The following is a 20,849-nucleotide window of genomic DNA, read 5'->3' on the forward strand; positions in this document are numbered from 1 at the left end:
GGCCATTCACGCGGAGTTCATCCGGGGCGGCGGCCGTTCATTTCCATGGAACGCCACGGAACGGATTCGCACCCGAGGGTCGGAACTCGTCCGGTCGGGTGTGCGCAAGCGCCCCGACGAATTCGGCCGCCCGTAACCACGTCTTCTCTGCTCCGGCATGGCTCGGTCCCAGCCTGGATCGCACCAGAGCCTACTCAAATGCCGCTTTTCAGGGGCGTAGAGGAGATCTTAGCAATGTTCCCCAGGATCCGGCGCGCCTTCGGCCTTCTCACGATCGGTGCGGCCTCCGTACTCGCCCTGGCCGCCTGCGGTCAGAGTGCCGACTCGAATTCCTCCGCCTCCACGTCCGGGGGGAGTGGCAAGGACACCCTGGTCCTGGCCGCGGTGCCGGCCGAGAATTCCACGGACCTCCAGTCCTCCTACCAGACCGTCATCAAGCTTCTGGAGAAGGAGACCGGGAAGAAAATCCAGTTCCAGAAGGCCACCAATTACGCGGCGGTCATCGAGGGGCAGCGGGCCGGGAAGATCGACATTGCCCAGTACGGTCCTTTCTCCTATGTGCAGGCGAAGAGTTCCGGTGTGAAGACGACTCCGGTCGCGGCATCGGTCCAGACCAAGGGCGCGCTGCCGGGCTACAAGTCCTACGGCATCGTCAAATCCGGATCGACCATTCACGATCTGCGGGGGTTCAAGGGCAAGAAGGTCTGCTTCGTCGACCCGAACTCGACCTCCGGCTACCTCTACCCGCACGCCGGCCTGCTCAAGGCCGGGGTCGACCCGGCGAAGGGCATCACCTCCGTGATGGCCGGCGGCCACGACGCCTCCGTTCTCGCGGTGAAGAGCGGCCAGTGCGATGCCGGGTTCGCCTACGACACCATGGTCGACAAGCAGCTGGTCGAGAAGGGCCAGATCAAGAAGGGCGAGATCACCACCGTGTGGAAGTCGCCCCTCATCCCGGGCTCCCCGGTGGCGATCAGCGACAGCCTCGACCCCAAGCTGAAGCAGCAGATCTCCGACGTCTACCAGAAGATGGCCAACGTCGACTACCTGAAGGCGCACGGCTACTGCACGGGCAGCAAGTGCGAGGTCGACGACTCCGGGGACTGGGGCTACGCGAAGGTGACGGACTCCTTCTACGACGGTGTCCGGGACGTCTGCGAGGTCACCAAGGACAAGCAGTGCGTGACGTCCTGAGCGGACGGCCCGGCCGACGGATCCGTGACCGTGGGGTGCGCAGGCGGCGCACGTCGCCCCGTGCGTGACCAGCCACGACTGGGGGCACCTCCCACGCCCTTCAGGCAGTGGGGGACGTCGGGTCGTCACCGTCCCGAGGGGGCTGGTTCTGTCGTCTCCGGACCACCGGTGGGCGGGTGGTTCTCGCGCAGTTCCCCGCGCCCCTTGGGGGTACCGGGCGTACCGGTAGCGAGGGCGGTGCCCTTGTCGGGCCGCAGGCCCGTTTTCAAGGGGCGCGGCGGACTGCGCGACCAGCCACGACGAGAGTGTCGGGTCGTCGCCGGTCTGAAGGGGCTGGTTCTGTCGTGTTCGGGCCGCGGGCCGGTGGGTGGTTGCTCGCGCCCACGCGGCGGAGCCGCACATCGACACAGCCCCGCGCCCCTTCAGGGCGAAGTGCGTGCCCTGCACAGTTGGTGACCGCCCGCGCCCCTACCGGGGCTGAAGCGGCCCGGCAGGGCCGTTGTGCAGGATCGCCGCCCTGGCCGCCCAGGCCAACACGCTCTGGCCTCGCATGGACAATCCGAGTCGGTTCCAGTGGAAGATCACGTGGTAGCCGAGTACCTGTCTCAACCCACGGTCGAGGGTCCCGGACTGGACGGCGTGGCCGAGGGTCTGGCCCGTGTGGTGGAAGGCGGCGGCCCATTCAGCGACCTGCTCCAACGGGCCGCCAGGGCGCAGCAGGTCGTCGCTGTCGGCGAAGAGGAGGGGCCGGATCTCCTGGGCCCGGGAGCTCAGGCGGTCCGCCGGAACATTGCCGAGTGCCGAGCGGTGTTCGCTCGTGATGACGCGGTGCCAGACGTCCCCTTGCTCGTACCATTCCAGCCCCGCCGCGCGCATCATGATCGTGCACAGGAGGACGGACAGCTCACGCGGCCCCACGGCCAGGTCGCGCTGCCGCAATCGTTGGGCTTCACGGCTGTCGGTGATGAACAGGGCGTGGGCGGCCGTCATGCCGGCCTCACCTCCGAACGCGGCCGTCTCCGGTTCGTAGATGCCGGGCCACCAGCGTTGTAGGTGCCCGGCTGCAACAAGACGGTCGAGGCCGTCGCCGACCAGCTCTGTCCCGATCTGTGGTTGCAGGTGAAGGCGCAGGCGCCAGCAGGGGTGCTTTCTGGTGTACCACCAGCCGCTGATGGTTCCCGCGGCCTCCGCTTCTCGCAGGATGGGCAGGACGTGCGTGGTGAAGGTGGCGTCGGCGTTTGCCCAGTCGGTGAAGTGGAGACAGGCCTGCCACCAGTCGGTGGCGGAGGCGTGGCGTGCCAGGGCTTCCCCGCCGGCTTGGTGGTAGACCGCGACGGCGTCGGACAGGGTCACCGGGTCCATCCCGTGTTGGTGTGCGGAGTCGGTGATCGGCAGGCCGGTGAGGACGGCGAGGACCGCGCGTTGTGCCGGGCTGGGATCGGCCTGGATCAGTCGATCAAGAGACATGCGTCCCATCCGTTGGTCGGCGCCTGCTGCGAGACGAAGGTGGTGAGGGCGAGCGCGGTGCCGGCGTCGCCGTTGATCAGTCCGGTTGCCGGGAGGCCGCCGGGCCGGGCGTGCGCGGCGAGGGTGTTGCCGAGGCGGCTCGGGAGGGTCGGGAGGCGGAGGTCGAGGGCGTCGGCGGCGGAGCGGACGGCGGTCTGGTAGATGCCTGCCCAGCCGTGGCACAAGCCGGTATCGGTGACCTGGGCGAGTTGTTCGGGGTCGGTCAGGGCCCGGTACAGGGCGTCCTCGTAGAACGCCTGGAGGTCGGGGGCGCGCAGAGCGAGCCCGGCGAGTTGCCCGGCGCGTGCGATGCCCGTTGTTCCGTAGCACCAGCTCGGGCGGGTGGGGGCGTCGTGGTGGGGGCGCCCGCGGTCGAGGTCGCCGCGCGAGAGGTGCTCGGGCCACCAGGGGCCGGCGGGTCCGTGCCGGCACCAGGCGTCGAGGTGTTCGCAGATGGTCCAGATGGCTTCTCGGTGGCCGCTGACCATAATGCCGCGGCGCATCGCCTGGGCCAGGAGGAGGAGCGGGCCGGTGATGCCGTGCGCGGCGCCGACGTTGCCGTGGCCTCCGGGGAAGTCGGCGGATCGGCCACGGGCCGGGTCGTGGTGTACCCACCATCCGGGCAGGTCGCGGTCTCCGGCGGTGAGGGGGCGGGTCAGGGTGACGAGGTACCGCAGGATTCGTTCCAGGGCCGGCCCTTCGGGGTCGGTGCGCAGGAGGTATGCGCCGATGCCGGTGAGGCCGTAGCAGATGTCGTACTCGGCGAAGGTGGGCAGGACGCGGCTGCTGATACGGGCGAGCGCGGCTTCGGTGCGGCGGTGGGCGAGGTCGGTGATGTGCTGGTGGAGGGTTTGGCGCGCCGGGGCGTAGAGGTGTTGGAAGGGCTGGGGAACGGTGGCGAGGAGGAAGCCGACGGCCGGGGCGCCGAGGAACAGCCCGGTGGTGTCGGCCGCGCTGATGTGCCCGCCGGCGGCCGTGGTGATCCACCGGTGGGCCGGGCGCCATGAGCCGCCGAACCGGCTGGCCATCTCGACGTGCAGCAGGCTGATCCCGGCGGCGCCGTCTGCGAGGGACTGCACCGCCCAAGGCTCGTTCGGGGGAGGCGGGGCAGGTGTTGCCAGGCCGGCGGCGTACTGCTCCAGGATCGCCCCGGCGGTGGCGGCCGGCGCGGTCATCGGCTCGCCGCTTGGTGCTGGAGGGCCGCTGTCCGTACGAGCCGTAGCGTGGTCGCCTCGGCGCTCGGGCTCACGCCCAGTGCCCGGACGTGATGCTGGTGCAGCAGAGTACGAGCGACGGCGAGCGGGTGGCGCTCCCGGGTCAGGGTGTTCCGGTAGGTGATCAGGGCTGCGGCGCGGGCCCGCCACGCATCGGCGACCTGGAAGCCGCCGGGAAGAGCCGCGAGGACGGATAAGCCGTCGGGAGCCGTGAGTTCGAGTACCTGGTTCCGTAACGCCCGGTCCAGGCGCCCCGTGCCCTGGGGGAGGTTGCGCACCAACCACTCCTCGGCCTTGATGACGCTCGGGGCGAGGTGGGTGACGAGGTCCAGTGCGCTGGCCGCGGCGAGGGCCTGCGGGGCGAAGACGTCGGTCCGCTCGGCGAGCTGGATCTGTACGAGCGCGGCGGAGGAGTCCGCGGCGAATACCTGGTGGGCGGCGTCCATGGCCGCCTCGTGGCCGAAGCGCCCGGTCTGCGGCCGGTAGGGAGCCAGGAGCAGCCCGGAGGCCAGGCCGAGCCCGTGAAGACCGTCCGTCCAGGCACGGGTGTGCTCGACCCCGGTGCCGTACGTGCCCGAAGGCAGGTGCAGTGTGAGGTCGAGATGCTGGTCGGCGTCCGGGCGGGCCATCTCCCGGTGCCGGGTGAACCACCAGGTCGGCGCGTTCTCGCCGAACGCGGCCAGGAGGCTGGGCAGGTGCCGGCTCAGGATCTCGTCGTAGCGGCGCGGATGGGCGTGGAGCTGTGCGTGGAGGATGTCGCCGGCGCCGGGAAGATGCCGCTTCGTGGCGGCCGGTGGTACGGGGCGCGGGCGGGGCACGTCGGCGGTCTCGGGCTGGGGCCGACCGAGGGCGAGCCAGATTTCGTGTGCGCGCCCGATCCAGCCGTGGGCGTCGCCGTCCGGGACCTCTCGCAGCTCCAGGCGCCGGATGTTGTCGAGGTGCGCGCGGAGCACCCGACGGTGGACCGGGTGGGACAGGTCGAGGGGAAGGCGCTGGTCGTACTCGATCACGGCGACCCGCATCGGGGCCCGCAGCCGGTCTCGCCAGGCGGCGAAGGCGTGCTCCCACTGCTCCATCGGGGCTCTGCGGCCGGGCAGCTCGTCGGCCATCAGCAGCCATCGGGCCTGGGTGAGGAGGGTGCGGCGGTAGCGCACCCGCGGCAGGAACGGGAGCCGGGAGCCGGCGCCGAAGTCGAATGGCTTGTAGGCGGCGTACCGCGCGTGGGCCACCTCGGCGAGGAAGCGGGCCAGCGGCGGGGTCTGGGTCCCGCCTTCCAGGGCGTGCAGGACGCGCACGTCGATGCGCCGGCCGGTGGAGAGCTGTAGGAGGTGGAAGCTGCGCGAGTCCGCGGTGACGGCGGTGTCGGTGAGCTGGATCGTTGCCCCGTCCGCCTCGCGATGGCCGGACAGCTCGATGACGTTCGGCAGCAACCGCTGTGTACGGGTGACGTTCTCGCTGCGGCGGCGGCGCGGCGGGAACGCGAGCTGCGTGAGGAGGGCGTCCGGGGCGCCCTGGTATGTGGTGGCGAGCGCGTCCTGTTGCTCGGGCGGCAGGAGGTGGGCGAACCGGCCGGCCATGCTGCTCCCGGGCCGCGGCACCGCGGTCAACACCACGTCGAAGGAGCCGCGCGCCAGAGCCGTGGTGCTGGGCGAGTGGACCTCGAAGGCGGCCTCCACCCGGGGTACGAACAACCGCTCGTCACTTCCGGCGGCCTTCTCCAGGGCCTCGACTGTCGCGTCCGTCAGCCGGAGTTCGTCGCGGCTGTCCATGAGGGCTTCCTGCACCAGGGCGAGCAGGAGTTCGTCGCGGTCGGTGAGCAGCTTCGGGGCGGTGCCGCGCTCGGAGCCGAGGTAGCCGGCGGGCAGGCCGAGGCCGCTGTCGGCGACCAGGTCCATCACCGGCACCAGGGCGCCGACGCCGTACCGGGCCCGGAACCGGCGGTGGTAATCGCGCCAGTGCTGGTAGCCATAGGGCTGCGGAGTGGTCCGGTAGAGGGCCGTGACGGCTGCTTGCACTTCCGTGATCACGGACTGCGGGAGCTGTGTCTCGCAGTCGAGGACGGTGTCGATGAGCAGCGGTGTCGGGGTGACGGAGGTGAGGGCGCGCATCCGCGCGGCGACCGTGTTCACGCTGGTGTCGAAGAGCCTCGGCCGGTGGGAGGATACGTCTTCGCGCACCGCGTACAGCGCGTGGACGAGGTCGCGCACGTCCGGGACGCTGTCCGCGTGGTGCCGGTCCAGTTCGCGGCACAGGTGCTGGAAGGCGTCCACGGTGGTCGCGGGCGCCCACAGGCTGCTGATCAGGAACTGCTGCTCGACCAGGCCCATGAGGAGAGCGTCGATCTTCTCCGGGGTGGCCTGCGGGAAGCTGTCGCGCAGGTGGGCCTGGAGGTCGCCGTAAGGGAGGGGCGCTCGGGTCGCGTTCATCGCGGCGGCCACCGGCCGGGAGTTGCGGACGGATATCTCGACGGGGGGCAGGAGGAGGGCGTGGCCGTCGGAGGGCGGGCCCGGCGCAACGAGCCGGTTACCACGGGTGCGAGCGGCGTTGTTGGCGACGAGCGGTAACCGCTTCAGCAACGAGGCGCTGCGCTGGAGCCGCAGGACCATGTCGGTGACCCATTCGGCGTCCGGGCGGATCGTCGCGTGGTGCTTGTCGCGCCATCGCACGCTCGCCCGTGGCCCGACGGCCAGGGGTGCGGTGCCGGCGAACAGTCCGAGCGGGGTCGGGCGGTGCTGCCACCGCAGGAGGTAGGAGACCGTTGACAGCGCGGTACGGCGAACGTGACGGGGCTCGGCCTGCTGGCCCTGGATGACGGACTCGATGGCGTCGGAGAGGACGGGGGTGGCCAGCTCCAGCGCGTGGCGGAAGTCTTCGCGCTGCCAGATGCGGTTCAGCCATCGCCGGGTGACGGCCACGTCGTCCAGGTTGAGGGTGCGGGGTACGTCTGCCGGCCCGGGGCTGGTGGTGGCGCGCAGCATCGCGGTGCCCAGCCACTCGTAGTCGGCTACTGCTCGGGAAGCCATAAGGCCCTTCCTTCAGGCGGCGCGCGGGAGGCAGGGGGAAGGAGTCGGCTGGTGGGCCGGACGGGGTGCTCTGTCCGGCCCACCAGCCGGGGCCAGATCAGGCGGGGTCCTCCACGAAGGAGTTGCAGGCGGAGGAGCCGGTCGCGCAGGTGGTGCCGCAGCCGTCGCCCGTGGTGCACATGAGCTTGCCGTGCGGGTACTCCGCGACGACGACCTTCACGTCCAGGGGCGCGAAGTCGTCGTCCTCATCCGCCGGGGCGGCGGGCGGGTTCAGAATGGCGCTCGTCGTCATGATGGTGCCCTTCCTCTTCTTCGAGTGGTGCGGGACGGCCTGGCCCCTGTGCTTTACGCCGGGGGCCAGGAGAGGGAGATCCGGCTGTGCACCTTGTCGATGACCCGGTCGGCCGTGATCTGGTCGTCGGGGGTGCCGGCCGGATAGACCCGGATGACCGGGCTGGGGCCGCCGCGGTGGTTGGTCTGCCAGTCGCGAAGGACGTCCGCGATCGTGTCGGCGAGCTGCTTTGCGTTCGGGCCGAGGGCGTGCACGCCGTATTCGACGTGCTTGTTGTCCTCGGTGCGGCGGGTGACGAGATAGGCGAAGGAGTCGTCCTCGACGGCAGCGAGGGCGAACCGCTTGTTCGTCGGGGCGACCAGGCCCGTGTCCAGGTCGTCATCCACAGCCATGACGCAGAAGCCCGGCAGGCTGATCGCCATGGTCATCTGAAGGGTGTCGAGAAGTTCTTGGAGACCGATGGTGACGCCGGTCCACAGCTCGTGGCGCGGTGTCGTGACGGCGTTGTCCAGCCGGTGCGGTGCGGCCGGCAGGCCGTCATCGAACCGCAGCCCGATCTCCGGGGTGCCGTTGACGAGGAGGAGTTCTTCCCGGTGCCCGGTGGAGCCCTGCATCGGGACGAAGCCGCAGATCAGCGCCGATTCGCTCTCCAGATAGCTGCAGTGCTCGCCTGCGATCTGCGTGAAAGCGACCGACCGGGTCAGGCCTCGCATCCGCAGCGGCACCACGAGCCGGCCGCCGTCCTTGAGCTGGGCGGTCCAGGCCGGGGCGATGTCCCAGGCCCCCGCGGTCACCATGACGACATCGACCTCGCCGAGGGCGGGGATGGGCTCTGCCGCGTCGGCCGTGACCACGCGGACCCTGTCGTAGCCGTGCTCTTCCAGGAGCCGGGACGCGCGGTCGGTGACGACGGAGTCGATGTCCACGGTGACGACGTCACCGTCCTCACCGACGAGTTCGGCGAGGTAGGCCGCGTTCAGCCCGCCCGAGCCGATCTCCAGCACCCGCATCCCGGGCCGCACCCGAGCCTGCTCCAGCATCATGGCCTGGATCTGCGGGGCGGAGACGGAGCTGAGCTGCACGCCGTGCTCGTCCGTCTTGGTGATCACGGCGGCGTACGTGTCGTAGGCCTTGTCCAGTGGTGTGTCGGGGGTGAACGCGTGGCGGGGCACCTTGCGCATGGCCGCCTCGATCTCCGGGGAGGAGATCGTGCCATCCGCGCACAGTTCGTCCACCACCTGCTTCCGCAGGCGGGTCGCGTCGTCGGGCTCGACGATCAGGTTCGTCATGGAGTTCCTTCGGTTGTACGTGTTCGAGAGGCAGGCCGGTCACCGGTTGCAACGCGCCGGTGCGGTCCGGGGCGCGCAGGGGAACGGGTGATGCAGCCGGTCGCCGCCGGCAGGCGGGCACTGCGTGGGCCGGCCGCTTCCCTCTTCGAGGGGCACGGCCGGGGCACGCGGTCGGCCGTCTCCTCAGCCTGGGCCTCTGCGCACGGGGGCGAGGGCTCGCGACGGGGAGAGGACTCCAGTCCTAGCCGGCCATGTCCAGCACCTTCGGCAGGTGGTCCGAGGCGACCCGGGAGCCATCGTTCTCCACGGCTGGTCAGCCAGAATGGCCGAGGCGGTCATCGCGTCCATGCCCCGATCCCACCGCATGGCATGCGGTCGCGGGATACGACACCCTATGACACGGAGTTGATCAGTGCCTCTAGCTGCTGTGATCACCGGCACGAGGAAGACAGGGCATCGGGAACTCAACTGGTTCAACGATCTGTTCTTCGTCTACCTCTCGCCGTGGGCGACGGACGGTGCGCACTTCTACGTCGGCGGCGCTCAGGGCATCGACAGCCTCTGCCTCCTGTGGCTGGCCGGCAATTCGTCAAGTCGGATCACCGTCGTCGTTCCAGGCACGGTCGAGCAGCAGCCGGACGAGGCCCGGCAAGCCATCGAGCGGTGCGGTAGTAGAGTCGACGAGCTCGTCGAGCTCAAGGCGTCCGAGCTGCGGACACCCGCATATCACGCACGAAACAGATACATGGTCGACCGCGCCCAGATGGCGATCGGCTTCCCACTCGAAGGTCCACAAGGCACTTCGGGGACATGGCAGACCATCAACTACGCGGCCACCGGGGGAAAACCGCGGCTGATCGTGCCCGTGTAAACCCCCGAACGGGCATGATGTGGGCATGAGCGCGCACGACGAACTCGTGGGTGCTGCCACACTCAAACGGCTACGGCTCGCCCGCGGCTGGTCCCTCGCCGGCCTCGCCCGAGCCCTCACCACGCAGGCCGGTGAACTCGGGCAGCCGCTCGACGCAAGCGTGGAGAGTGTGCAGCGTTCCGTCGCACGGTGGGAATCAAGTAAGTCTCCTAAACTGCCCGGTGAGCGTTACCAGTTATTGCTCTCACATCTGTACGCTTCCGATAATCACGGACATACCTCGCTCGGCCTCGGCTCGGATTTCAGCGAGCTGCTTGACGCGCTCGCGCACCTCGGCGAGAGCGAGCGGCGCCTCAATGAGCTACGAACGCTGCTCGTACGCACGGCGACAGATCGCACCAGCGGACTGCTCGTGCTCCTCGGGCCCTCCACACAGCGCGTGCTCTCCGCCGCCCTCGCCGACCCGTCAAAGCTTGACGAAGACTTGCTGGACGCCGTGCGCATCGCCGTTGGTGACGTGAACGGGCAGGTCGGCAGTCTGCCATTTGTGCGCATTCAGCTTCTGCTCGCACCAATTGTCGAATCATGCCGTCACCTGCTCCAAGCGACCGTGCCTGATGCGTTGCTCCCGGATCTGGGCGCAGTCGCAGCGCAGGCGTACACCCTTGCCGGAAGAGCGGCATTCGAGACGCGTGACGACGAGGCCTCTCGCCGACTGTACGCCGAGGCCACCGCCGCAGCAGGTGGCGCAGGCGCACCGTGGCGCCGAGCCGTCGTCCATATGAGCCACGCCCTGGTGACGCTCTACTCGACCCCGGGCGTCGGAGCGGCGAAGGAATTGGTCGACGCTGCGGTGCGTGACGCCCGCACCGGCGAGAGCGTCATGGTCCGGGCACGAGCGCACGCCCTACAAGCGGAAATCGCCGCACGCGCCGGCTCTGAGCGGCCCGCGCAAGCTGCGCTCACGCTTGCTCGGTACGACATGGAGGGTGACCGTGACGGCGATCCGGCGCCAACCTCTTTCTCGGAAGCCCACCTACGAGGATTCGAAGGCCTGACCGAACTCCACGTGGGTGACCCTTATAAGGCACATGACTACTTCGCCCGGTCGGCCGAGGTGCTTCGGGCACCACGCGAGCAGGTACAGCGGGCGATCATCTCGACTGATCAGGCGCTCGCTCGCATTCGCCTCAACGATCCGGAGGCGGCCGTGGAACTGCTCCACGGATGCATCGACGCGACCTCGGCAACCGGTGGCCGTGTCGCCTCGATCAGACTGCGCCGGGCGCGCACGAGCCTCCGGCCTTGGCGACAGGAAGCGTGGTTCGCTGACCTTGACGATCACCTGATCGAGGCGGCCGGCACCTAAGGGGGGGCGCGGGGGTTCCGGTGGCGAGGGCGCGCCCCTGTCGGGCCGTAGGCCCGTTTTTCAGGGGCGCGGCGGACTGCGCGATAGCCACGACGAGAGGGTCGGGTTGTCGCCGGTCTGAAGGGGCTGGTTCTGTCGTGTTCGGGCCGCGGGCCGGTGGGTGGTTGCTCGCGCCCACGCGGCGGAGCCGCACATCGACACAGCCCCGCGCCCCTTCAGGGCGAAGTGCGTGCCCTGCACAGTTGGTGACCGCCCGCGCCCCGGGCGGGGCGCGGGGAAGTCGCGGAACAACTGTCGCAGAAGTTCACTTCCGCGGCCGGACCGGTTGGCTGGCAGGCGGTTGTCCGGACAAGCGGGCGGCGCAGGGTTCTCCATGTGAGTTCGACCAGGTATGTCGAGATAGCCGAGGAACTGGCCGCCGAACTCGCCGGCTGCGCCCCGGGAACGAGAGTGGCCAGCGAGGCCGAGATCACCCAGCGCTTCGGCGTCGGCCGCGCCGCGGCACGCGCGGCCGTGCAGGAGCTGGAGCGCCGCTACGTCGTCCGCCGTGTCCAGGGCTCCGGCACGTTCGTCAACCGCCGCATCGACTACGTCATCTCCCGCAGCGTGCCGCCGTCCTGGTCGAGCACGGTCTCGGCGGCGGGAGCCGTGCCCCGTGCGCTGGTCAAGTCGGTTCGCCGGATCCCCGTTCCGGAGAGCCTGCGGACCCGCCTCGAATGTCCCGCGGGGCAGCTCGTCCACGAGGTCGTGCGCGAGTTCTACATCGACGCGCTCCTCGCCTCGCGGGTGCAGGAGTGGATCCCGGTGGACGCGGTGCCCGACCTGGACCTCGCCCTGCACGCCGTGGACTCGATCGAACGTGTCCTGCGGCAGATGGCGCACGCGCGCCCCATGCGCGACTGGTGCCGGGTCAGCATCGACATCCCGCCGGCCGACGTGATGGAGGGGCTGCGCCTGGAGAGCAGCCAGCCCGCCTGGCTCATCGAGAGCGTCAGCCGGGACGCCGTGAGCGGCACGGTGCTGATGTGCAGCAGCACGTGGACCCGTGCCGACGCGGTTCGCATCATCGTCGAGATGGACGAGCAGCGCCGCTGCGACGACGGCGGCGAAGGCGCGTGACGCCCAGGGCGGTCGGGCTCGCGGCGGGATGGCCCGCGCACCCGTCGTGAACCCGGTCAGAAACCCCGCCACGACCATCCGGGTGGTTTCCACCACCTCACCCACCGAACCCGAGGTGACTCATGCAGATCCAGGAGATCCGGTGACCGAAGCGTTGAGTAGGGAGCGCCGCTGCGCCTTGCTGGCCCGGGCGGACCGCGACGAGCTGATCGCGTCCGCGGACGCCTGCCTCGCCGACGGCGCGCAGGTGCGGATCCTGGTCGCACCGGAAGTGGGGTGCATCACCGCGCAGGTGCGCGAACCCGTCCTGGCCCAGCGGTTCGTGGCCGGCGACGTGCTGGCGTGCCGGGCCGAGGTGGAGCTCGCCGGCCACCGCGGCTGGGCCATGCGTCTGGGCGACGACCGCGCGGCGGTGCTGGCCGCCGCGGTGCTCGACGCCGAGGTCCAGGCCGAGCGCCCGGGTGCGGAGGAGGTCGACGCGCTGTGCCGGCGGGTGGCCCTGCGCCTGGAGCGGCGCGACGCCGAGGAGTGGGCGGAGCTCGCCCCCACCGTCGTCGAGTTCGAGGAGCTGACGTGACAGGCATCCGGACGGAGCGGGCCCCGGCCGGCGCGGCGGCGGCCACCGACCCCGCCGCCGAACTCGTGGCCGCCGCACGGCTGCACCCCACCCAGGCCCAGCGCACGTTCCGCGCCGTGCTGGACGCCCTGGCGCGCCCCGGCACCCCCGGCCGGCTCCCCGGGGACGCCCCGGGCTCCGTCCCCGCCGTCCTGCTGCCCGTCCTCGCGCTCGCCGACCTCGGTACCGGAATCTGCGTGGCCGACGCGGCCGGCGACCCCGAGAACTGGTCCGCGGTGGCCGGCGTGGCCACCAGCGCCCCCGTCGCGCCGCTGGAGGAGGCCGCGCTCGTTACCGCCCTGCGCACCATCACCCCGGACCAGGTCCGGCGGTTGCGCAGGGGCGACGCCAGGCGGCCCGAGGACGGGGCGCTGCTGTGCGTGCCGATCTCCGACGTCCAGGGCGGCGGGCGCACGTGGCGCCTGTCCGGACCCGGCGTGCCCGGCGAGCTCGCCGTCGCGCCGCAGGGCGTGCCGGACGGGCTCCTCGCCGCACGGGCCGAGGCGGTCGCCGCCTTCCCCGCAGGCATCGACCTGTTGCTGACCACACCCGGCGGACGGGTGATCGGGCTGCCGCGCAGCACCGCGATCGTGGAGGAGGACGGCTGATGGGGTACTCGGGAGCACGCGGCGGCCTGGAGGCGATCCTCGCCGCCGAGGACCTGGTCCGCACGAAGCGCGACCACGCCCCGTCGCCGTGGGCGTCGGCGGGGCAGATCACCGGCCGCTTCCGGCTGGCCGTCGACCGGGTGATGGGCGAGGCGGGCCTCTACGACGAGTCCACCGCCGCTGCCGCCTTCCGCCAGGCCGAGGGGGACACCCTGGAGGCCTCCCACCTCATGCGGGCGCAGCGGTCCACCCTGCCGCGACTGGCCGTCAGCGAACCGGTCGACCCGTCAGACATGGTCGTCATGCGCCGCATCGTGCCGGCCTTCCGCCAGCCCGACGGCCCCCAGCTGCTCGGCCGCACCACCGACTACACCGGGCGGATGCTGGAGCAGCCGGACGGTCAGCCGCCGGCGCCGGAGCGGGGGGAGGGCAAGCAGGCCCCCGAGCGCACCGAGGACGAGCGCCGTCCGCGGCGGTTCCTCGATCTGCTCAGGAAGCTCGACCTGGTGGCCGATCAGCGCAGCGGCGACGACCCGGAGCCGTATGACATCACCAGGAGGCCGGCCAGGCCCCCGGCGGAACGTTCCGCCGTGCTGGCCGCCATGGCCCGCGCGGAGACCGGCGCCCTGGTCGGGCTCTGGTACCGCTCGATCCTCGGACCCGACGGCCACGTCCACGAGGTCACCCTCGGCGAGCTGAGGCACGGCCGGCTGCCGCTCTCCGTCCGCCACCCGCACACGGGGAACGCTGTCTCCGTCGGCGAGTTCCGGGCGACCGAGGCCGAGGCCATCGAGGACCTCGACGGAGCCGACGAGGACCGGGCCCGGTTCGACGTGGGCTACGGCTTCTGCTTCGGCCACAACGAGCGCAAGGCCATCGCCATGGCCAACCTGGACATCGCGAACCGGCGCTTCGGCAGGAGCGGGCCGCTGGAGCAGCTCCTGCTGCTGACCGTGGACGGCCTCGACTCCGGAGGCTTCCTCGAACACCTCAAGCTGCCGCACTACGTCACCTTCCGCTCGATGGTCGAGCGGAAGCGGGCGATGCGGGCGGCGGCCGGCAGCGGCGAGGAGCCGGGAGCGGCGGCCCGTCCCGCCGAACTGGCCGAGTCCGCCGAACCGGGTGAGTCCGCCGAGTCCGCCGAGTCCGCCGAACTGGCCGAATCGGCCGTATCCGCCGGACCGGCCGAGTCCGCCGTGCCCGTCGAGCCCGCCGAACTGGCCGAATCGGCCGTATCCGCCGGACCGGCCGAGTCCGCCGTGCCCGTCGAGCCCGCCGAACTGGCCGAATCGGCCGTATCCGCCGGACCGGCCGAGTCCGCCGTGCCCGTCGAGCCCGCCGAACCGGCCGTATCCGCCGAACCGGCCGGGAAGGATCCCCGATGACGACCACCGTAGAGACGGCCGGCCCAGCGGCCGGCCCCTCGCAGATCGACCTGCTGCTCGCCGAGAGCGACGCGGGCAGCCCGCCGGCCGGGATCCTCGACGAGGGCGCGAAGAGGGAGATCCGCCGGGCGGCGATCGCCGCCGTCTGCGTGCCCGGATACCAGGTCCCCTTCGGCTCCCGGGAGATGCCGGTCGCGCGGGGCTGGGGCTCGGGCGGGCTCCAGGTCACCCTTGCCGTGATCGGCGCGGACGACACCGTGAAGGTGATCGACCAGGGCGACGACGCCGGGGTCAACGCGACCAACCTGCGCAGGATGATCGCGGGGACCACGGGCGCCGAGGAGTCCACCGACACCCGCGAGGCCACCGTCGTGCAGACCCGGCACCGGGTCCCGGAGGAGGCCATGGGCGCCCACCACGTGCTCGTCTACCAGGTTCCCGTCCCGGAACCGCTGCGCGGCGTCCAGAAGTCCGTGGCCGAGTGCGACAGGATGCACGCCGAGGACGACTACTCCGCGATGTGGGTGAGCCTCTACGAGGACATCGTGCGCAACGGCATGATCACCGCCAGCACCGGATACCCCGTCCTGGTCGGCGGCCGGTACGTGATGGCGACCAGCCCGATCCCCAGGTGGGACGTGCCGCGGCTGCACGAGGCGGAGCACCTCAACCTCTTCGGCGCGGGCCGCGAGAAGCGGATCTACGCGGTGCCCCCGCACACCGACGTCCGGCCGCTCACCTTCGACGACGTTCCCTTCGAGGTGGAGCACGCGCCCGGCGCGCGGTGCAGGTACTGCGGCAGCGACGACGTCTACCTCGTGGACGCCGGTACCAGCGGCGACTACGCGTGCAGCGACACGGAGTGGTGCGCGCGGGTGCGGGCCGGGGACGCCGACGTCGCCGGACACCGCCGGCACTCCCCCCTGCACCTGCTGCCCGACCGGTCGGCCCGCCCGCTCCTCGCCGACCCGCTCGGCCACGAGATCACCAGGCCCGCGGTGCCCCGCGAGATCGTCGCGGACGGACCGGAGTGGGCCCTGCGGGTCGACGGCATCGGGAAGGTGCACGGCGCGGGCGGCGCGGCGGCCGTCCCCGGCACCGGGCCCGAGCACGGCACCGCCGTCAGCCCCGCCACCGGAGCGGTGGTGGCCGCCTGGGACGTCTCCTTCGACGTGGCGCCCGGCGAGGCGCTGGGCCTGATCGGCGAGTCCGGCTCCGGCAAGTCCACGGTGCTGCGCTGCGTGGTCGGCGAGGAGCCGGCCACCGCCGGAACGGTGCGGCTGGCCGCCGCCGGGCGGGGCGCCACCGACATCCTCGGCCTGCCGGACGCCGACCGGCGAAGGCTGCGGATCGACTCGATGGCCGTGGTCTACCAGGACCCGGCGGCGGGCCTCGACCTGCGCGTGAGCGCCGGCGGCAACATCGCGGAGCGGCTGACCGCGGCCGGCTGGCGCGGCTACCGCGACATCCGCCGCCGGGCCGCGGAACTGCTGGACCGGGTCGAGGTGCCGCTGTCGCGGATGGACGACCCGGTGCACACGTTCTCGGGCGGCATGCGGCAGCGGGTGCAGATCGCCAAGGCCCTGGCCACCGAGCCCCCGGTGCTGCTGCTCGACGAGCCCACCACGGGCCTCGACGCCTCCGTGGCCGCCGGCGTGCTCGACCTGCTCCGCGGGCTGCTCTCCGAGCGCGACATCGCGGCCGTCGTGGTCAGCCACGACTTCTCTGTCATCGAGGCGCTCACCGACCGCACGCTCGTCATGCAGCTCGGCCGGGTGGTCGAACGCGGCCTGACCGACCAGCTCTTCCACGACCCGCACCACCCCTACACCCAGCGGCTGGTAGCCGCGGCCCGGAGGTGAGCCCCGTGAACGGCCCTGTGTACGCCGGCCAACCGCTCACCGCGCCCGCCGGCGCCGGGGGCGACGCCCCGGTCCTGTCGGTGCGCGCGCTGCGGAAGTCCTTCACCCTGCACAGCATCGACGGGCGCACGGTGCCGTCGCTGAACGGCGTCGACCTTGACGTCCGGGCGGGGGAGCACGTGGCCCTCGCCGGCCCGAGCGGGGCGGGCAAGTCCTCGCTGCTCCGCTGCGTGTACCGCACCTACCTGCCCGACGCGGGCTCGGTGCTGCTGCGCACCGCCGCCGGCCCCGTGGAGCTCACGGAACTGGCCGACCGTGCCATGGCCCGGCTGCGCGGGCGCGAGTTCGGCTACGTCTCGCAGTTCCTCACCGCGCCGCCGCGCACCGGTCCGCTGGAGGTGGTCGCGGCCGTCGCCAGGCGGCGCGGGCTCGACCGCGCGGAGGCGCGGGAGGCCGCCGCACGGGCGCTGCGCCGCCTCAACCTGGACGAGGCGCTGTGGGACGTCGACTGCGGGGTGCTCTCCGGCGGCGAGCGCCAGCGCGTGAACCTCGCGGCCGGAACCGTCCGTCCGCCGCGGCTCCTGCTGCTCGACGAGCCGGTCTCCGCGCTGGACCCGGCGAACCGCGAGGCGGCGATCGACCTGGTCGGCGAGCTGGCCGCGCAGGGGGTCGCGGTCCTCGCCGTCTTCCACGACATGGACGCCATCCGCCGGCTGGCGTCCCGGGTGGTGTACGTGCGGGAGGGCCGGATCGTCCGGCAGGGCGCTCCCGCGGAGATCCTGGAGGAAGCGGTATGAGTACGCCGTTGGCCGAGCCGTCCCAGCGGGCCTGGGGGCTCGGAACCCCGCCGGACGACTACGTGCTCGGGCACGTGCGCGCGGTGCTCGACGACCGGGTGGTGGACGACGCGCTGATCGCCGTCAGGAGCGGCCTGATCACCGCGGTGGAGCCGCACCCGGCCGGTGTCGAGGCGGACGTGGACGGGCAGGGGCTGCTCTGCCTGCCGGGCCTGGTGGACGTGCACAGCGACGGCCTGGAGCGGGAGAAGCTGCCGCGCCCGGGCGCCGAACTGCCCGTCGAGTTCGCCCTCCTGTCCTTCGAGGGCAAGCTGCGCGCGGCCGGCGTGACGACGGTGTTCCACGGCGCGGCCTTCGAGCAGAGCCACGGCCGCGGGGTCGAGCGCGACGTGGAGACCGCCGAGCAGATCTGCGCGGTCGTCGAGGGCCGCACCGACGGCCTGGTGGACCACCGGATCCTGCACCGCCTCGACGTGCGCTCCCCGGAGGGCCTCGCCGCCCTGCGCCGCAGGATCGAGGCGGTGGACGGCACCGCTCTGGTGTCGCACGAGGACCACACCCCCGGTCAGGGCCAGTACGCCGACCGCGGCTACTACGAGCGGTACCTGGTGGGGACCCGGGGCATGTCGCCCGAGGAGGCCCGCCTGCACGTCGACCAGCTCATCGTGGACCGCGACGGGCGGCTGGACGTGCGCGAGGAGGCGTTCGGCTGGCTCGGCGTCCAGGCCGGGGCCGGCCGCCTGCGGCTGATGGGTCACGACCCCAGCTCGGCCGGGGAGATCGAGGCCCTGCGGGCGCGCGGCGGCCAGGTGGCCGAGTTCCCCACCACCCTGGCCGCCGCCGAGGCCGCGCGGGAGCACGGCATGCCCACCGTGATGGGCGCCCCGAACGTCCTGCGCGGCAACTCCCACAACGGCAACGCCTCCGGCCGCGAGCTGGTCTCCCGGGGCCTGGTCACCGCGCTGGCCTCGGACTACCTGCCGTCGGGGCTGCTGGCGGCGGCCCTGCTGCTCGCCGAGGAGGGGTTGGCCACCCTGCCGGCCGCGATCGGCCTGGTGACCAGGGGCGCGGCGGACGTGGCCGGGCTGGCGGACCGCGGCCGGCTCGCCCCGGGGCAGCGGGCCGACCTGGTCCTCGCGAGCCCCGGCCGCCCCTGGCCCGTCGTCGCCGCGGTACTGCGGGCCCGTTCCGTGATTTCCGAGACCTCCGAGAGTGAGAGCGCATGAGCACCAAGATCCTGTGGCCGGTGCCCGCACCGGTGCTGCCCCCCGGCGTCCACCCGGCGCTGGCCGCGGCGACGGAGGCGGCCGTCTCCGCCTTCCGCACCGCGCGCGAACGCTACGACCGCGCCGAACTGGCCGAGAAGACCCAGATGGGGGCTGACGGCACGCCCACGATGCGGCTGGACATCCTCGTGGACACCGCCATCGCCGAGGTCGTCGACGCGCACGGCATCAACCTGCTCAGCGAGGAGCTGGGCAGCATCGACAACGGCTCCGCGGTCACGCTCGTCACCGACCCGGTCGACGGCACGGCGAACGCGGCGGCGGGGGTGCCGCTCTCCGCCTTCGCGGGCGTCGTCGCCGTGGACGGCGTCCCCGTCGAGGCGCTCACCTGCTGGCTGGACACCGGCCGCTGCTGGCACACGGTGGCGGGGCAGCCGACCCCGTACCGCACCAGCGGGCGCCGGGAGCTGGACGGCGCCGCGGTGAGCCTGCTGCGGCCGCAGAAGCACATCGCGGACGCGTGGTGGCGGGTGGCCAAGCGGGCGGCACGGGTGCGGATCCTGTCCACCAGCTGCCTTGAGGCGGCGCTGGTGGCCGAGGGTTCGACGGACGCGTTCGCCGACGCCGGCTCCGACACCCACCGGATCGTCGACCTCGCCGCCGCCATGGTGACCGTGACCGCGGCGGGCGGGGCCGTGATCGACGTGCACGGCCGCCCGCTGGAGATCGACAACGACCTCACCCGGCGCTGGTCGGGCGTGGTCGCGGCGACCCCGCAGCTCGCCGAGGAACTCGCGGACGCCATCCGCGGATCGTCCGAGCACACACCTACGCAGGAGGAGACCGCATGACCCCGCTGACCGGTCCGCAGCTCACCGAACTGATCGACTCGCTCGCCGGCCTGCCCTACGGCGGAGAGGCGGTCGACCAGCGCACGCACGCGTTGCAGGCCGCGTGGTTCGCGGCCGACGCCGGCTCCGACGACGAACTCGTGGTGGCCGCGGCGCTGCACGACATCGGCAGGGCCAAGTCGGTCCGGGCGGAGTACCCGAACATGCCCCACGAGCTGGCCGGCGCCGCGTTCGCCAGGGACCGCGTCGGCGAGCGGGTGGCGTGGATCATCGCGCAGCACGTCCCGGCCAAGCGGTACCTGGTGGCCACGGACGCCGTCTACCACGACCTGCTCAGTCCCGTTTCGGTCGCGTCGCTGAAGCGGCAGGGCGGCCCGATGGACGAGCGGGAGGTGGCCGAGTTCGGCGCCCACCCGATGGCCGAGGACGCGGTGAAGCTGCGGCGGTGGGACGACGCGGCGAAGGACCCTGACGGGTCCGTGTTGCCGATTGCGGAGTTGGTGGCGGCACACGAGCGGGTCGTCGCCCGTGCGGCGGCGGGGGGCGACGCGGGCTGAGCGGGCGGGGGCGATCCCGAGCCCCCTGATCGGCCGCGTTCGCGGGCGGCTCGCTGCGGCCGTTCGCGAACGGGGCCGCCTCCTGTCGCCGCTGGCGGCCCCGCGGTTCGCCGTGGCCGTGGTCATGGGCACGACCGCGGGCCGGTTCCCCCCTCCTCGCCCGCCACGTCGGTAAGACGCTGCGCCGGAGCCACGCGGATGGTGGTGAGGCAATCGACGGCTCCGGATGGGCGGGGCCGGGGGCGGAGGGGAGTCGGGATGTCCCTGGACGGCAGGACGGCCCTGGTGACGGGCGCTGGTCGGGGTATCGGGCGGGCGATAGCCGTCCGGCTCGCGAGTGCGGGGGTCAGGTCCGTGCTCGTGGCGAGGACGGCGGACGACCTGGCCGTGACCGAGCGCTCGGTCCGCGAGGCGGGAGGGTCGGCTGTGGCCGTACCGGCCGACCTGTCCGATCCGGCAGCCGTGGCCGAGGTCGGCCGGCGCGCCGGCCGCGAGGTGGGACCCGTCGACATCCTCGTGAACAACGCGGGGACGGTGCGCCCGCTCGGCTCCAGCACGGGCATGGACGTCGGGGTCTGGGCCGCCGCCTTCGACGTCAACGTGTTCGCCGCGGCGGCCCTGGCCTTCGCTCTCGTCCCCGGGATGGTCGAGCGCGGCTGGGGGCGCGTCGTGAACGTGTCCAGCGGCATCGTCGCCAGGCCCGGGTCCATGGCGGGCGCCAACGCCTACGCCACGACCAAGGCGGCTCTGGAGGCGCACACCCTGAACCTCGCGGAGGAGGTGAGGGGCACGGGTGTGACCGTGAACGTGTACCGCCCCGGTTCCGTCGACACCGCCATGCAGGGGTGGATACGGGAGAACGGCAAAGGAAGCCTCAGCGCGGCCACCCACGCGCGCTTCGTGGACGCGTACGCGGCGCGCACCCTCCTCACACCGGAGGAATCGGCCGCATCCCTGGTGGCACGGCTGGATCTCCCCGACACCGGCCAGGTCTGGAACGTCGCGGACCGGCGCGGACAGGGGACGAGCGGGGCGTAGGCGTGCCCGGCCGGTTCGGCGCGGCTCCATTC

The 20,849-nt window shown here is 72.2% G+C and carries 18 protein-coding genes; 13 read left to right on the forward strand and 5 right to left on the reverse strand.

Annotated elements, in window-relative coordinates:
• Window positions 1–234: 234 nt before the first annotated feature.
• Window positions 235–1,194, forward strand: coding sequence for a phosphate/phosphite/phosphonate ABC transporter substrate-binding protein (locus tag Sm713_RS12375; protein ID WP_212909680.1), 960 nt, complete (start codon window positions 235–237; stop codon window positions 1,192–1,194).
• Between the two features lie 468 nt (window positions 1,195–1,662).
• On the opposite strand, the gene Sm713_RS12380 is transcribed toward Sm713_RS12375, so the two are convergent.
• The 5 genes from Sm713_RS12380 to fxlM form a co-directional block, all read right to left on the reverse strand.
• Window positions 1,663–2,661, reverse strand: coding sequence for a thiopeptide-type bacteriocin biosynthesis protein (locus Sm713_RS12380; protein WP_212909681.1), 999 nt, complete (start codon window positions 2,659–2,661; stop codon window positions 1,663–1,665).
• A complete protein-coding gene (locus tag Sm713_RS12385) occupies window positions 2,643–3,875 on the reverse strand; it encodes a lanthionine synthetase C family protein (RefSeq protein WP_212909682.1) in 1,233 nt (410 codons plus the stop codon). Before Sm713_RS12385 ends, Sm713_RS12380 begins: the two co-directional genes overlap by 19 nt.
• Window positions 3,872–6,937, reverse strand: coding sequence for a lantibiotic dehydratase (locus Sm713_RS12390; protein ID WP_212909683.1), 3,066 nt, complete (start codon window positions 6,935–6,937; stop codon window positions 3,872–3,874). The genes Sm713_RS12385 and Sm713_RS12390 overlap by 4 nt, the downstream gene beginning before the upstream one ends.
• A gap of 97 nt (window positions 6,938–7,034) precedes the next feature.
• Complete coding sequence (locus Sm713_RS12395; protein WP_212909684.1) at window positions 7,035–7,229, reverse strand: FxLD family lanthipeptide; 195 nt, start codon at window positions 7,227–7,229, stop codon at window positions 7,035–7,037.
• A gap of 53 nt (window positions 7,230–7,282) precedes the next feature.
• Window positions 7,283–8,518: a methyltransferase, FxLD system gene (gene fxlM, locus Sm713_RS12400; protein WP_212909685.1), complete on the reverse strand. Its 1,236-nt coding sequence runs from the start codon at window positions 8,516–8,518 to the stop codon at window positions 7,283–7,285.
• A 412-nt stretch (window positions 8,519–8,930) separates the two neighbouring features.
• On the opposite strand from fxlM, the gene Sm713_RS12405 reads away from it, so the two are divergent.
• From Sm713_RS12405 to Sm713_RS12460, 12 genes are all read left to right on the forward strand, one after another.
• Complete coding sequence (locus Sm713_RS12405) at window positions 8,931–9,389, forward strand: hypothetical protein (RefSeq protein WP_212909686.1); 459 nt, start codon at window positions 8,931–8,933, stop codon at window positions 9,387–9,389.
• A gap of 25 nt (window positions 9,390–9,414) precedes the next feature.
• Complete coding sequence (locus Sm713_RS12410) at window positions 9,415–10,758, forward strand: hypothetical protein (protein WP_212909687.1); 1,344 nt, start codon at window positions 9,415–9,417, stop codon at window positions 10,756–10,758.
• 375 nt (window positions 10,759–11,133) lie between these two features.
• Window positions 11,134–11,877 (forward strand): GntR family transcriptional regulator, encoded by a 744-nt coding sequence (locus tag Sm713_RS12415; protein WP_212909688.1) that lies wholly within the window; start codon window positions 11,134–11,136, stop codon window positions 11,875–11,877.
• A 142-nt stretch (window positions 11,878–12,019) separates the two neighbouring features.
• Complete coding sequence (locus Sm713_RS12420; RefSeq protein ID WP_212909689.1) at window positions 12,020–12,454, forward strand: phosphonate C-P lyase system protein PhnG; 435 nt, start codon at window positions 12,020–12,022, stop codon at window positions 12,452–12,454.
• Entirely contained in the window at window positions 12,451–13,101 is a 651-nt protein-coding gene (phnH, locus tag Sm713_RS12425) for a phosphonate C-P lyase system protein PhnH (RefSeq protein WP_212909690.1), read from the forward strand. The genes Sm713_RS12420 and phnH overlap by 4 nt, the downstream gene beginning before the upstream one ends.
• The gene (locus Sm713_RS12430; protein WP_212909691.1) at window positions 13,101–14,486 is read left to right on the forward strand and encodes a carbon-phosphorus lyase complex subunit PhnI; all 1,386 of its coding nucleotides are present in this window, start codon (window positions 13,101–13,103) and stop codon (window positions 14,484–14,486) included. The genes phnH and Sm713_RS12430 overlap by 1 nt, the downstream gene beginning before the upstream one ends.
• A complete protein-coding gene (locus Sm713_RS12435; protein ID WP_212909692.1) occupies window positions 14,483–16,348 on the forward strand; it encodes an alpha-D-ribose 1-methylphosphonate 5-phosphate C-P-lyase PhnJ in 1,866 nt (621 codons plus the stop codon). The genes Sm713_RS12430 and Sm713_RS12435 overlap by 4 nt, the downstream gene beginning before the upstream one ends.
• Window positions 16,349–16,353: 5 nt before the next feature.
• A complete protein-coding gene (locus Sm713_RS12440; protein WP_212909693.1) occupies window positions 16,354–17,145 on the forward strand; it encodes an ATP-binding cassette domain-containing protein in 792 nt (263 codons plus the stop codon).
• Complete coding sequence (locus tag Sm713_RS12445; RefSeq protein WP_212909694.1) at window positions 17,142–18,371, forward strand: alpha-D-ribose 1-methylphosphonate 5-triphosphate diphosphatase; 1,230 nt, start codon at window positions 17,142–17,144, stop codon at window positions 18,369–18,371. Before Sm713_RS12440 ends, Sm713_RS12445 begins: the two co-directional genes overlap by 4 nt.
• A complete protein-coding gene (locus Sm713_RS12450; protein ID WP_212909695.1) occupies window positions 18,368–19,222 on the forward strand; it encodes an inositol monophosphatase family protein in 855 nt (284 codons plus the stop codon). Before Sm713_RS12445 ends, Sm713_RS12450 begins: the two co-directional genes overlap by 4 nt.
• Window positions 19,219–19,779, forward strand: a complete 561-nt coding sequence (locus Sm713_RS12455; protein ID WP_212909696.1) for an HD domain-containing protein — start codon at window positions 19,219–19,221, stop codon at window positions 19,777–19,779. The genes Sm713_RS12450 and Sm713_RS12455 overlap by 4 nt, the downstream gene beginning before the upstream one ends.
• Before the next feature lie 258 nt (window positions 19,780–20,037).
• Window positions 20,038–20,817, forward strand: a complete 780-nt coding sequence (locus Sm713_RS12460; RefSeq protein WP_212909697.1) for an SDR family NAD(P)-dependent oxidoreductase — start codon at window positions 20,038–20,040, stop codon at window positions 20,815–20,817.
• Window positions 20,818–20,849: the final 32 nt, after the last annotated feature.

Source organism: Streptomyces sp. TS71-3 (assembly GCF_018327685.1).
In the GTDB taxonomy this organism is placed as follows: domain Bacteria; phylum Actinomycetota; class Actinomycetes; order Streptomycetales; family Streptomycetaceae; genus Streptomyces.

Coding starts and splice junctions, on each gene's coding strand:
- Sm713_RS12375 (WP_212909680.1), top strand. CDS start 235: ATGTTCCCCAGGATCCGGCGCGCCTTCGGCCTTCTCACGATCGGTGCG.
- Sm713_RS12380 (WP_212909681.1), bottom strand. CDS start 2,661: ATGTCTCTTGATCGACTGATCCAGGCCGATCCCAGCCCGGCACAACGC.
- Sm713_RS12385 (WP_212909682.1), bottom strand. CDS start 3,875: ATGACCGCGCCGGCCGCCACCGCCGGGGCGATCCTGGAGCAGTACGCC.
- Sm713_RS12390 (WP_212909683.1), bottom strand. CDS start 6,937: ATGGCTTCCCGAGCAGTAGCCGACTACGAGTGGCTGGGCACCGCGATG.
- Sm713_RS12395 (WP_212909684.1), bottom strand. CDS start 7,229: ATGACGACGAGCGCCATTCTGAACCCGCCCGCCGCCCCGGCGGATGAG.
- fxlM (WP_212909685.1), bottom strand. CDS start 8,518: ATGACGAACCTGATCGTCGAGCCCGACGACGCGACCCGCCTGCGGAAG.
- Sm713_RS12410 (WP_212909687.1), top strand. CDS start 9,415: ATGAGCGCGCACGACGAACTCGTGGGTGCTGCCACACTCAAACGGCTA.
- Sm713_RS12430 (WP_212909691.1), top strand. CDS start 13,101: ATGGGGTACTCGGGAGCACGCGGCGGCCTGGAGGCGATCCTCGCCGCC.
- Sm713_RS12435 (WP_212909692.1), top strand. CDS start 14,483: ATGACGACCACCGTAGAGACGGCCGGCCCAGCGGCCGGCCCCTCGCAG.
- Sm713_RS12445 (WP_212909694.1), top strand. CDS start 17,142: ATGAGTACGCCGTTGGCCGAGCCGTCCCAGCGGGCCTGGGGGCTCGGA.
- Sm713_RS12450 (WP_212909695.1), top strand. CDS start 18,368: ATGAGCACCAAGATCCTGTGGCCGGTGCCCGCACCGGTGCTGCCCCCC.
- Sm713_RS12455 (WP_212909696.1), top strand. CDS start 19,219: ATGACCCCGCTGACCGGTCCGCAGCTCACCGAACTGATCGACTCGCTC.
- Sm713_RS12460 (WP_212909697.1), top strand. CDS start 20,038: ATGTCCCTGGACGGCAGGACGGCCCTGGTGACGGGCGCTGGTCGGGGT.